The organism is Collimonas humicola (genome assembly GCF_018304945.1).
Taxonomy (GTDB): Bacteria; Pseudomonadota; Gammaproteobacteria; order Burkholderiales; family Burkholderiaceae_D; genus Collimonas; species Collimonas humicola.
Genome location: NZ_JAGQEE010000008.1, coordinates 16957 through 30011, shown reverse-complemented (window position 1 = coordinate 30011; position 13055 = coordinate 16957). Strand labels below are relative to the sequence as shown.

Annotated in this window: 7 protein-coding genes; all 7 read left to right on the top strand. The window is 61.3% G+C overall.

Going from position 1 to position 13055, the window contains the following annotated elements; all coding sequences use genetic code 11:
• Positions 1–121: 121 nt before the first annotated feature.
• The gene (locus tag KHU30_RS20815; protein ID WP_211444527.1) at positions 122–796 is read left to right on the top strand and encodes a CoA pyrophosphatase; all 675 of its coding nucleotides are present in this window, start codon (positions 122–124) and stop codon (positions 794–796) included.
• Positions 797–1015: 219 nt separating this feature from the next.
• A complete protein-coding gene (locus KHU30_RS20810) occupies positions 1016–1972 on the top strand; it encodes a CobD/CbiB family protein (protein WP_211444526.1) in 957 nt (318 codons plus the stop codon).
• A gap of 197 nt (positions 1973–2169) precedes the next feature.
• Positions 2170–2517, top strand: a complete 348-nt coding sequence (locus tag KHU30_RS20805; protein ID WP_211444525.1) for a DUF3579 domain-containing protein — start codon at positions 2170–2172, stop codon at positions 2515–2517.
• Between the two features lie 205 nt (positions 2518–2722).
• A complete protein-coding gene (locus KHU30_RS20800; RefSeq protein ID WP_329956499.1) occupies positions 2723–5506 on the top strand; it encodes a bifunctional diguanylate cyclase/phosphodiesterase in 2784 nt (927 codons plus the stop codon).
• 61 nt (positions 5507–5567) lie between these two features.
• On the top strand, positions 5568–6959 hold the full coding sequence (gene fumC, locus KHU30_RS20795) for a class II fumarate hydratase (RefSeq protein WP_211444523.1): 1392 nt from the start codon (positions 5568–5570) through the stop codon (positions 6957–6959).
• A gap of 307 nt (positions 6960–7266) precedes the next feature.
• On the top strand, positions 7267–8994 hold the full coding sequence (locus KHU30_RS20790; protein ID WP_211444745.1) for an autotransporter assembly complex protein TamA: 1728 nt from the start codon (positions 7267–7269) through the stop codon (positions 8992–8994).
• 25 nt (positions 8995–9019) lie between these two features.
• Entirely contained in the window at positions 9020–13042 is a 4023-nt protein-coding gene (locus KHU30_RS20785; protein ID WP_230427507.1) for a translocation/assembly module TamB domain-containing protein, read from the top strand.
• The last annotated feature ends 13 nt before the right edge of the window (positions 13043–13055 follow it).

The window sequence follows — 13055 nt, the reverse complement described above, 5'->3', positions numbered from 1 at the left end:
GATCGGGCCGCAGATCTAGTTGCTTCAAAGTAAAATATCGTAAATTGTTATTATCTGTGAATGTGGTAGGTCATTCTTCGCTGTCGCGGTAAAGTACAGAATAGTTGTTATAGGAATTTTCTTGGTTAAATTGACTTTCGATCCCTTGATGCTGCCGGTCGATGCCGTTGCCGGCGAGTCTGCGCTGGCGCCGGAAAGGATGAGTGCGGCATGGTTGCGCAAGCGCTTTGCGCACCAGCCGGAATGGCATCCCGAGAACATGGGCAGCCAGGCCATCCTGCGCATGTCGCCGGGCAAGCCGGTGACGCCCGCCTCGGTGCTGATTCCCATCGTCATGCATGAAGAGCAGCCGACCCTGCTGTTCACCCAGCGCTCCGCGCACCTGACCGATCACGCCGGCCAGGTGAGTTTTCCGGGCGGACGGATGGAGCAGAGCGATGCCTCGCCGATAGAGACAGCCTTGCGCGAAGCGGAAGAAGAGATCGGCCTGGCGCGCAGCCAGGTCGAGGTGATCGGCAGCTTGCCGGAATATTTTACCGGCACCGGCTACCGCGTCACGCCGGTGGTGTGCCTGGTCAATCCGCCGGTGAACTTGCGCGCCGATCCCAATGAAGTGGCGGAAATTTTCGAGGTGCCGCTGGCCTTCCTGATGGATGGCTTGAATCATCAATTGCGCAGCATCGATCTGCCCGACGGTTATCGCCGGACTTTCTATGCAATGCCTTACGAACGCTTCTTCATCTGGGGCGCAACCGCTGCCATGCTGAGAAACCTGTTTCATTTTTTGCGCGCCTAGGGCAGCAAAATGGCCGGCGGAAAATATGAAATGGCAGCAAACAAGATCGATACAAGTTTGATTCTGCGTCTGTGCTGCGTTATCGTATGGGCTATTGCAATTGTTAGACGTTATGGCAAGGCCAGCGCACTGCACATTTGTGTTCTATAGCGTTGCGGGCGGGTTATGCATATCTTGCAGCAGCGTGCTGCGCTGTTGGTTGACTTATAAGGCTGGTTGATGACATTTCTCTCTATTCTGTTTGCATTGCTGATCGAGCAACTCAAGCCGCTTCGTGCGGACAATCCCGTGTACGCGTGGGTGAAGCATTTCGCAAGCAGGATAGAAGCTTCGTTCAATGCCGGCCAGGCGCGCCAGGGCCGGCTGGGCTGGTTCTGCGTGATCCTGGCGCTGACCGTGCCGACCGCGCTGATCTATTGGCTATGCGTGCATATCGGCGCCTGGGCGGCGCTGCTGTGGAATATCCTGATGGTCTATCTGACCCTCGGTTTCCGCCACTACAGCCATTATTTCAGCTCGATCCAGCTGGCGCTCAACAGCGGCGACGAAGCCACCGCGCGCACCTTGCTGGCGGAGTGGGCCAAGATCGACACCACCGACATGGACGTCAGCGAGATCTCGCGCATCGCCGTGGAGAAGGCGCTGATCACCACCCACCGCCACGTGTTCGGCGTGTTTTTCTGGTTCCTGATGCCGGTCGGTCCCGCCTGCGCCGTCATGTATCGCATCGCGGAATACCTGGCGCGCGGCTGGAACGAGCCCGACCATATGCGCAATGAAGCCTTCGGCCGTTTTGCGGCCCAGGCTTTTTACTGGATAGACTGGATCCCGGCGCGCCTGACGGCGGCGGCGTTTGCCGTGGTTGGCAATTTCGAAGATGCAATTTACGCCTGGCGCAATTTCGCCGGGCGTTGGAAAAACGAAACCGACGGCATCATCCTTTCCACTGGCGGCGGCGCCATGGGCGTGCTGCTCGGCACGCCGCTGGAAACCGCCGCGGTGATCCTGCCGGCGGACGCATCGACCGTCGATTCGACCGCCATGGACGGCGACAGCCCGCCAGGCGACCTGCCTACGCCGCGCGCGCTGCAAAGCACGGTCGGCCTGGTGTGGCGCGCCTTGCTGCTGTGGATGTTCTTGTTGCTATTGTTGTCAGTTGCGGTCTGGCTGGGGTAATCGGCGGGCAGCACGGAGGCTGGGTATTCGGGATGGTGTCCTAGTCTTCTATAAGATATAATACGTAAGAATAATCCTGGCGCAGGTCGCCATGGGTTCTGACCACGTAATCGAGTTGCTTGAAAATTGTAGCTTGCCAGCGGTACGAGGCAAGCAAATCTCTGTAGCAAGCGTTATAGAAGAAACGAGCTGTACGCATGGCTGATACCATTCCATCTCCTGACGCGCCCGCCAAAGAATTTTTCATCCAAGGCATCACCAGCGATGGCCGGCAGTTCCGTCCCAGCGACTGGGCAGAGCGCCTGTGCGGCGTCATGTCCTGTTTTCGCCCGGAAGGCGCGGGCGGACGCAACGCGCATCTGCAATATTCCCCCTATGTCCGGCCGGTGCTGCTGAATGGCGTACGCTCAGTGGTCGTCAACGAAGATCTGCGTCAGATCGAGCCCCTGGCCTATCATTTTGTGGTCAATTTTGCCAAGGACAACGATCTGCAAATCTTGCAGGGCTGCTTGCTGCCTGATGCCGATGCGCCGAAATCCACCTGATTTTTCGCCAGCGTTTATGTCAGCATGATCGTCGATTCTTGCGTTGCGGCTTTTAGTTGATTTTGTGCACTAAAAAGAAATCGACACGCGGCGTTATCAGGTAACAAGTCCGTGTAATATTTCGCCTATTGTTCGCAATGGAGTAGAAATGTTTCGTCGTGGTTCGTCAATTTTCATACCCATTGCCTCTTTGTCCAGTTTGATATTGGGTCTGGCCATTACGCTCGGCTTGTTTGTCTCGGTACGCCATCTCGAATACGAGAAAATGGATGCTGAATTCCGGCGTCTGGGCAGCAGCCACCTCAAGGCCGTGGTCGACGGCCTCGATGGCCTGGTGCATGAGCTGGAAACGGTGAACCGCCTGTTTGTCACGATGGACGGCGTCAGCCGTGAACAATTCCACAATTTCACGGCGCCGATGCTGCGCCGCGCTCCCTATATCAAATCACTCGGTTTCCAGCGTCTCGTGTCAGCCGCGCAACGGCCGGCCTATGAAGCGGAAATCCGCAAGCACATCCCCAATTTCACGATTCGCCAGCTTAGCGACGGCAAGCCTGAGCCGGCAGCCGGCCATGAGCAATACCGGGTAGTGGAATATATCGAGCCGATGGCGGGCAACGAAGCGGCATTCGCCCTGGACGTCTCGCCCAGCACGATCCAGGCGGATGCGATGGAGCGCGCGCGCGACACCGGCCAGGCGGCTTCCACCGATTTGTTCGAGCTGAAGGCGAGCAAGGACGGCGGCAAGCTGGGCATGCTGGTGTTGATGCCGGTCTACCAGCATGGCGCGGTGCTGGAGAGCGTCGACGACCGGCGCCGTGCCTTGGTCGGTTTTACCAGCGCGGCGCTGCGGGCTGATGCTTTTGTCAATAACGTGCTGGCGCGCGACGGCGTGCAGGCGCGCGAAGATTTCTATCTGCGCGTGTATGCCAGCGCCGCGCCGGAAGCGGGCACGCTGGTGTATCGCCAGGGCAGCCCGGCAGGGCCGTCCAGCGCCAGCCGCTGGCTGCCGGCCTGGCTGCTGTACGATGCGCCGCAAGACATGTCGCAAACCTTCGAACTGGCCGGCAAGTCCTGGTACATCGAAGCCTCGGCGCCGCCGCGCGTGTTCACCAAGAAAAACGCCGGCTCGATCCTGGTGCTGGTACTGGGCAGCCTGCTCAGCTGGATGGGCGCAACTTACCTGTATTTCCTGTCGACGCGTTCCAAGCGGATCGAACAGCTGGTCGACGCCCGCACCCAGCAGGTGCGGCTGGCGACGCAGATGATGAAAGAGGATATCGTCGCCCGCAAGCGCGCCGAGGATGCCTTGCAGCTGCGCGAACGCGCCATCGAATCGAGCGCCAATGCAATCATCATCTCCAGCGCCAAGCTGCCAGACTATCTGGTGGAATACGTCAATCCGGCGTTCGAGCGGATCACCGGCTACAGCGCCAGCGACATGATCGGCCGCAACCTGGAAGTCTTGCAGGGCGACGACCACGACCAGATCGGCCTGGAAGAAATCCGTTCCGCCCTGCGCGAGAAACGCAGCGCCAATGCGGTGTTCCGCAGCTACCGCAAGGACGGCACCTTGTTCTGGAATGAGCTGTACGTGGCGCCGGTGAAAGACAGCTCCGGCCGGGTCAGCCACTTCGTCACCTCCCTGTACGACATTACCGAGATGAAGAGTTACGAGGCGGAGCTGGAGCACCAGGCGCGCCACGACACCTTGACCGGCCTGGCCAACCGCAACGTGCTGAGCGACCGCCTGAGCCAGGCGATCGTCTACGGCGAGCTGTACGGCCACCGGGTATGGGTGCTGTTCGTCGACCTCGACCGCTTCAAGTTCGTCAACGATACGCTCGGCCACAATGCCGGCGACCTGCTGCTGAAGGAAGTCGCCAGCCGGCTTAAATCCTTCACGCGCGAGGCCGACACCATCGCCCGTCTCGGCAGCGACGAATTTGTCCTGATCCTGCCGGAACGTCTCGACGAAGAACTCAGCGTCGGCCTGATCCAGGGCATGATGGACGCCATCGCGCGGCCGCTGCAGATCGAGGGCTACGACTTTTTCCTGAGCTGCAGCATCGGCGTTGCGGTCTATCCGAACGACGGCGCCGATCCGGAAAGCCTGCTCAAGCACGCTGACATCGCCATGTACCGCGCCAAGGAAATGGGCAACAACAATTACCAGTTCTATACCGCGGCGATGAACGAGCGTGCGCTGGAGCGCCTGCGCATCGAGGGCGACCTGCGCAATGCGCTGGAGCGCAAGGAACTGCTGCTGTATTACCAGCCGCAGGTCGACCTGCGCACCGGCCGCATGGTCGGCATGGAAGCCCTGATCCGCTGGAAGCATCCGCAGCTCGGCATGATTTCGCCGACCCGCTTCATCAACCTGGCGGAAGAAACCGGCCTGATCGTGCAGATGGGAGCATGGGTCATGCACACCGCCTGCGAACAGAACAAGACCTGGCAGCGCATGGGACTGGGCTACCTGCGCATGTCGGTCAACCTGTCGACCCGCCAGTTCTTCCAGCAGAACCTGGTGCAGCAGGTGGCCAAGGTGCTGGAAGATACCGGACTGGCGCCGCATTATCTCGAAATCGAGCTGACCGAGAGCCTGGTGATGACCGACGTCGAACTGGCGGTCGGCATCCTCAACGACTTGAAATCGATAGGCGTGCAATTGTCGATCGACGATTTCGGCACCGGTTATTCCAGCCTGGCTTACCTCAAGAGTTTCCCTATCGACGCGCTCAAGATCGACCAGTCGTTCGTGCGCGATATCACGGTCGACCAGGACGATGCAGCGATCGTGGCGTCCATCATTTCTCTGGCCCACAACTTGCGCCTGCAGGTGATCGCGGAGGGCGTGGAAACCCAGGAACAGCTGTCATACCTGCAACGCCATCGCTGCGATGAAATGCAAGGTTTCTATTTCAGCGAACCGGTCTCAGCAGCCGACATCGAAGTCCTCCTGCGCGAGGGAAAAGTATTACCATAGGGTTTTGACGCCATGCCTGCCTGATCTCATTGCGTGCAGCGTCGTCCTCTATGGAGCTCAAATGACCACCACCAGAACCGAACGCGACACCTTTGGCAAGATCGAAGTCCCGGACGACAAGCTATGGGGCGCGCAGACGCAGCGCAGCCTGCATCATTTCCATATTTCCAGCGAACGCATGCCGGCTGAACTGATCGTCGCGCTGGCGGCGGTCAAGCAGGCCTGCGCGCAGGTCAACCTGGATCTCGGCAAGCTGCAGAAGGGCCAGGCCGGCGCCATCATCCAGGCGGCGCAGGAAGTGATCGCTGGCAAGCATCCGGATGAATTCCCCCTGTCGATCTGGCAGACCGGCTCCGGCACCCAGAGCAATATGAACATGAACGAAGTGCTGGCCAACCGCGCTTCCGAAATACTCGGCGGCGTGCGCGGGGAAGAGCGCCTGGTGCATCCCAACGATGCCGTCAACATGAGCCAGTCGTCCAACGATATCTTCCCGACCGCGATGCACGTGGCCGCTGCGCTGGCGGTCGCCAGCAAGCTGCTGCCGGCGCTGCAAAAACTGCGCGCCACCTTGCAGCGCAAATCCACTGAATTCGACGACATCGTCAAGATCGGCCGCACCCATCTGCAGGACGCCACGCCGCTGACCCTGGGCCAGGAATTTTCCGGCTACGTCGCCCAGCTGGACCTGGCGGAAAAGATCATCAAGGCCGCGCTGGAGCCGCTGTGCGACCTGGCCGCCGGCGGCACCGCGGTCGGCACCGGCCTCAACGCGCCCAAGGATTTCGGCAGCCGCGTGGCGGCTCAGCTGGCCAAGACCGAAGGCCTGCCATTCCGCAGCGCCGACAATAAATTCGCCGCGCTGGCGGCGCACGACGGCCTGGTGGCCGCCCACGGCGCCTTGAAAACCCTGGCGGCGGCCCTGATGAAGATCGCCAACGATGTGCGCTGGCTGGCTTCCGGGCCGCGCTCGGGCCTGGGCGAGATCAGCATCCCGGAGAACGAGCCGGGCAGCTCGATCATGCCGGGCAAAGTCAATCCGACCCAGTGCGAAGCGCTGACCATGCTGTGCTGCCAGGTTTTCGGCAACGATGTGGTGATCAATTTCGGCGGCGCTTCCGGCAACTTTGAGCTGAATGTTTTCAAACCGCTGATCGCGCATAATTTCCTGCAGAGCGTGCGTCTGCTGGCGGACGGCATGAGCAGCTTTGAAGAGCATTGCGCCGATGGCATCGCCGCCAACCGCGACCGCATCGCCGAGCTGATGGAGCGCTCGCTGATGCTGGTGACAGCGCTGGCGCCGCACATCGGTTACGACCGCGCGGCGCAGATCGCCAAGCATGCGCATCATGACGGCAGCACCCTGAAACAGGCGGCATTGGCGCTTGGCTATGTGACCGAACAAGAGTTCGCGGAATGGGTGCAGCCGCAGAACATGACGCATCCGGGGTAAATTATCGGCCGACGGCAAGCGAAAGCACTTGCCGTCTGGCGCCGACATGACGTTAAATCATGTTACATCTGGCTATACGCAGCCGGGATCCCCTACAATAGCGTTTGGGAGCAATGTCGTTTTCGCAAGATAAAAATAATATTTGTTAGAATGACCTTCCGTCTTTGTTGCTCTTGCCTATGTACCTACCGTTTCTCTCGAAGACAAAAACCATGCCGCTGCCCGTTACAGGCAGTTGCGCATGATGCATCGTTTTGGCGGGCGCTTGACGCCAGCCGTCCATCGCACGGTTTTCGCTCTGCTCGTCATGGCCGGCGGCTTTGCCGCGTCCGCTGCTCACGCTGCATACAGGGTGGAGATCGACGCCCCCGGCGACTTGAAAGCGCTGCTGGAGCAGCATCTGGATTTGTCGCGCTATAAGGATCGCGAAGATTTGAGCGAGGACCAGTTGAAATTCCTGATCGATACGGTGGACGAGCAAGTCACGCAGCTGACTTCGACGGAAGGTTATTTTTCGCCGAAGACCAAGGTGACCGTGGAGCCTGGCGAGACAAAGACGATTCACCTGGCAGTCGATCCGCAGCAGCGCACCATGGTGTCCGCCGCCGCCGTCGATGTCGTCGACAAAGCCGCCAGCGAAGCACCTGAGCGCGTCAGCCAGATCAAGCAGAACTGGGGGCTGCCGGTCGGCCAGCCGTTCCGCCAGGCCGACTGGGCCAAGGCCAAGGAGGATGGCTTGCAGGTATTGCTCAAGAAGCGCTATCCGGCGGCCAAGGTGGCGCAGTCGGAAGCGCGCATCACGCCGGAAGACAACGATGCGCAACTGAGCGTGCAATATGACAGCGGCCCCGGCTTTACCCTTGGCCCCTTGCGCATCACCGGCACCAAGCGTTATCCGAACAGCATCATCGAGAACGTCAATCCCCTGCAGGTGGGGGAGGAGTACAGCGTCGAACGCTTGCTGCTGCTGCAAAGGCAGATCCAGAACACGCCTTACTTCGGCAACGTCATCGTCAGCATCGACGACGATCCTCTGCATGCGCAGGAAACGCCGGTGAATGTGCAGGTTACCGAATTCCAGACCCAGCGCATACGCACCGGCGTCGGCTATGCTTCGGATACCGGCGCCCAGGTGCAAGGCCGTTACACCAACTACAACGTGTTCGGCAAGGCCTGGGTGTTCGATGCCCAGACCAAGATCGAGCAGCGGCGCCAGTATGGCGCGCTGGATCTGTCGATGCCGCCGGACAGCCGCAGCTTCATCAACGGCGTCAACGGCTCGTATGACCGGACCACCTTGCAAGGCGTCGATTTGCGCAGCATGAAGATCGGCCTGAAGCGCGCCCGTTCGCTGGAAAACTACGATACCGCATTGACCCTGGACTATTATCGCGACCGCCTGCAGCAGACCGACGGCGCCGTGCTGCCGCCGAACACCGTGATCCAGCCGGGCCAGCACCAGGCCCTGGTGCCCGGTTTCGCCTGGGTCAGGCGCGGAGTGGACAACCCGATTTTCCCGCGCAGCGGCCATATTTTTTCGATCCAGACCGGCTTCGCCCTGAAAGGTCTCCTGACCGACCAGACCTTTTTCCGCGCCGATGGCCGCTATAAGCATTATTTCCCGGTGGCCAAGCGCGACGTTGTGATCTTGCGCACCGAGCTGGGCGGCGTGTTTACCACCGGCTCCAGCGCCGCCGTGCCGGCTTCCTTGCTGTTTCGCGCCGGCGGCAACGAATCGGTGCGCGGCTACAGCTACGAAAGCATAGGCAATTCGCAAAACGGCACGGTGTATCCGACCAAGTACATGGTGACCGCCAGCGCCGAATACCAGCACTGGATCAGCGAGCAGTGGGGCGGCGCCCTGTTCTACGATGCCGGCACCGCCACCGATAGCTGGGCCAGGCGCAGCATCAAGGTCGGGGTCGGCCCCGGCGTGCGCTATCGCAGTCCGGTCGGCACCGTCAACCTCGATCTTGCCTATGGCGTCCAGGCCAAGCAGTTCCGGCCGCATATTTCGCTAGGCATCGCCTTTTGATTTATCCCTTTCCAAGATTGAACGCATGACCGAAGCCACCACCAGCCCAGCCGAACCAGCCGCAGTGCCGCCAAATCCTGGTGCTGCTCCCGGCCGCCTGCGCTGGCTGTGGCGCTTGCTGGCGGCTTTCCCGTTGGTGCTGATCCTGCTGGCGGGGGGCTTGTTCTATGGCCTGCGCACGGAGTCTGGCGCGCGCGCACTGTGGCAACTGAGTACCTGGGCGCTGCACGGCAACCTGTCGGGCCAGCTGGCCGGCGGTACGTTGGCGGACGGCTTGCGGCTGCGTGACCTGGTGTATCGCGACGCTACCCAGCAATACAAGATCGACCGCATCGATGCCAAGTGGCAGCTTAGTTTCTCGCCCTTGAAACTGCAGGTTGCTTACCTGCATGTCGGCGATGTCGACGCTCGCCTGGAGCCGACGCCGCCGACACCGACGGTGATGCCGGCCAGCCTGAAGCTGCCGCTGCAGCTGCTGCTCAACGATATCTCGCTGAACAAGCTGTCCTTGCACCAGGGGTTGAGCACGACTGAATTGAGCCATCTGCAATTGCATGGCGAATCGGACGGCGTGCAGCACAATCTGGTGGTGGAACGGCTAGTTACACCCTACGGCAAGGCCAGCGCCAAGCTCAGCCTGAACGGCGTGTCGCCATTTGCGCTGAGCGGCGGCGCCGAGCTCGGCGGCGAATATGAAAAGGAAAAATATCAGCTGGACGCGGTACTGTCCGGCAGCCTGGCGGCGCTGGGAGTAGACCTCACCGCGCGCGGCGACAAACTGAGCGGCAGCGCCAAGGTCGCCGCCACGCCGTTCGCGGCGATCCCGTTCCAGACGCTGGACCTGCATGTCGCCCACGTCAATCCGAAACTGTTCAGCAGCGGTGCGCCGCAGGCCGACCTGAGCCTGCAGGCGACCCTCAAGCCGGTGGCGCCGCCGGCAACGGCGGCTGGCGCCAGCGTCGATTTGTCTACCCTGGCAGTAAGCGGTCCGGTGCGCATTGTCAATGCCATGGCTGGCGCCCTGGACCAGGACCGCTTGCCGCTGACCAGCGCCAGCGCCGAGCTGCGGCTCGATACCCAGACCCAGCGACTCTCGCAACTGCAGCTGAAGCTGGTGAAAGACGCCAGCATCAGCGGCCAGGGTGAATATCATAGCGACGGCAAGAACAAGCACAGCGGCGAATTCAACTTCAATGTCGCCGGCCTGGATCTGCAAGCCTTGCATGGCAAGCTGAAGCCCACGCAGCTGCGCGGCCCTCTCAACCTCAAGCTGACGCCGGACAACCAGCAGATCAGCCTGGATCTGGCGGATGCCACCTACAAGGCAAAGCTGGAAGCGGTGATCGACGCCAAGCAGGTCCTCCTGAAAACCGCTCAGCTGGCCGCCGGCGCCGCGCGCCTCGACGCCAGCGGCAGCCTCGGCTTCGATAGCGGCATGGCATATGCGGTAAAGGGGACTTTGCGCGACTTCAATCCCTTCCTCTGGATTAACAGCAGCGCGCCGGTCAAGGCGACTGCGCATGCGGGCAAGCGGCCGGCCCCGGTTCCGGCGCCCGCCGCGCGCGCGGTTGCCGCCAATATCAACATGGATATCGATGCCGCCGGCAACCTGACGCCGGAACTCAAGCTGAAACTGAAATTCGCAGTCCGCGACAGCAGCTACGACCAGTTGCCGATGAGCGGCAGCGGCTTGCTCAATCTGGCGGGCATGCGCCTGCTGCCAAGCGAACTGGCATTGTCGGTGGCTGGCAATGAGGTGCACGCCAAAGGCAGCTTTGGCGCTGCCGGCGACCGTCTCAACCTGAAGGTGGATGCGCCGGAATTGCAGCGGCTGGGATTCGGCATTGCGGGCGCCGTGCACCTGGACGGGCAACTCAGCGGCACCATGCAGAAACCGAATGTGCAGGCCACCTACCATGCAGAGAAGCTGGCCTTTGGCGAGCATAGTCTGGACAGCCTGTCGGGCCAGGCCGATGTGCAGGCGGACCTGAACGCCAGTCTCAATTCCAGCAGCAACCGCCTGGCGCTGAGCATAGACGGGCGCGGCCTGCATAGCGCCGACGTGGCGCTGGATAAGCTCAACCTGAACCTGGCCGGCACCTATGCAGCGCACACCTTGAAACTGGAGAGCAGCGGCACCCTGCACGGCAAGCCTTTGCACCTGACCATGGCGGCGCAGGGGAAACTGAGCGAAAGCAAGGCAGGCTACGGCTGGCAAGGGCAGATCAGCGAACTGCAAAACCAGGGCGTGCCGCGCATCAGCATGGCGAGCCCGTTGTCGGTGACTGCCGAAGCAGGCCGCGTATTGCTCGGCGCCACGCGCCTGAATGTGGCGGACGCCCAGATCGACCTGAAGAATTTCAGTTTCGATCACGGCAAGCTGCAGTCCGCCGGCGCCATCAATGCTCTTAACGTGGCCACCATCCTGAGCCTGGCGCACGAGTTTGGCGCCGCGGAATTGCCGGTCAAGACAGACCTGGTGCTCGATAGCAGCTGGGATTTCACGCTGGCGGACAGCATGAGCGGTTTCCTGCAGATCGCCCGCCGCAGCGGCGACCTGCGCGTCAATCCGGGACGCGGCGATGTCAGCCTGGGTTTGTCGGAACTGAAATTGCGCGCGGATCTGCAGGCCAGCCATATCAAGCTGGATACGCAAGTGGCGGCCGCCAGGATCGGCACGCTGGCGGCGCAAGTGCAACTGGCTTTGCAGAAGACCGACGGCGTCTGGGGTTTCAGCGACAGTTCGGCCTTGTCCGGACAGGCGGTTCTGCGGGTGCCGCAGCTGAAATCGATAGGCGCGCTGATCGGGCCGCAAGTGGCGCTTGACGGCAGCATCGGCATGGATTTGAACCTGGGCGGCGAGCTGGGCAAGCCTAAGCTGTCGGGCAAGGTCAACGGCGACCAGCTGGCCGTCACTTTGTTTGACCAGGGGATCAAGTTAAAGGACGGCACTGCGCGCCTGAGCCTGGCGGACAACGTGGTCGATCTGCAGCAGCTGGAATTCCACGGCGGCGACGGCAATGTGCGCGCCACCGGCAGGCTGCAGCTGGGCCACGACAATCCCGACCTCACCGCCAGCGTGATCGCCGATCGCCTTCAATTGTTTGCCAGCCCGGATCGCCAGCTGATGCTGTCCGGCCAGGCCAAGATCGCCAACGTCAAAGAGCAGCTGCATGTCGATGGCAAGTTCAAGATCGACAAGGCGCTGTTCGACCTGCCGAAGAGCAGCGCGCCGACGCTGGGCGACGATGTCGTCATCGTGCGCAAGGACGTGAAGACGGCGCGGGCGACACCGCTCACGGAACAGGAAAAGCTGGCCAAGACGGCGCAGAAGCCGGCCGGCGCCGCCACGCCGGTGATGAATGTGGAAGTCGATTTCGGCGACGATTTCCGTTTCCGCGGCAGCGGCGCCGATCTGCTGCTGCGCGGCGCCATGCAGGTGCGCAGCGAGCCTTACCAGCCCTTGCGCGCGACCGGCACCATCCGTGTCGCCAACGGCACCTATGAGGTATTCGGCCGCAAGCTGGCGATCGAACGCGGGCTGATCAATTTCCAGGGGCCGATCGACAATCCGAACATCAATATCCTGGCCATGAAGCGCAACCAGGAAATCGAGGCCGGCGCCGAAATCACCGGCAACCCATCCAACCTGCGGGTCAAGCTGGTGTCCGAGCCGAACGTGTCGGATGAAGAAAAACTTTCCTGGCTGATGTTCGGCCATGGCAGCGACAGTTCGGCGCTGGGCCAGCGCCAGGCGGCCGGACAGGCGCTGGCGCTGCTGGGAAATTACGGCGGCAAGAAGATCGCACAGGGCATAGGCTTCGACGAATTCTCGATCGGTTCCAGCGATTCCGGCATCGACAACGAGCAAGTGGTGAACCTGGGCAAGGCGATTACCGAGAAGATCAATCTCGGCTATGAACAGAGCCTGACCAGCGCCGCCAGCATCCTGAAGCTGACCTGGCAATTTTCACGGCGCTGGTCGATGGTGATGCGCGGCGGCACCATCAACGGCCTTGAAGTCACGTATAACCTGCGCTTCGATTAAACGCAGGTAGTGG

Excerpts from the sequence above, each read along its gene's own strand:
- KHU30_RS20810 (WP_211444526.1), top strand. The coding sequence starts at position 1,016 with ATGACATTTCTCTCTATTCTGTTTGCATTGCTGATCGAGCAACTCAAG.
- KHU30_RS20805 (WP_211444525.1), top strand. The coding sequence starts at position 2,170 with ATGGCTGATACCATTCCATCTCCTGACGCGCCCGCCAAAGAATTTTTC.
- fumC (WP_211444523.1), top strand. The coding sequence starts at position 5,568 with ATGACCACCACCAGAACCGAACGCGACACCTTTGGCAAGATCGAAGTC.
- KHU30_RS20790 (WP_211444745.1), top strand. The coding sequence starts at position 7,267 with ATGGCCGGCGGCTTTGCCGCGTCCGCTGCTCACGCTGCATACAGGGTG.
- KHU30_RS20785 (WP_230427507.1), top strand. The coding sequence starts at position 9,020 with ATGACCGAAGCCACCACCAGCCCAGCCGAACCAGCCGCAGTGCCGCCA.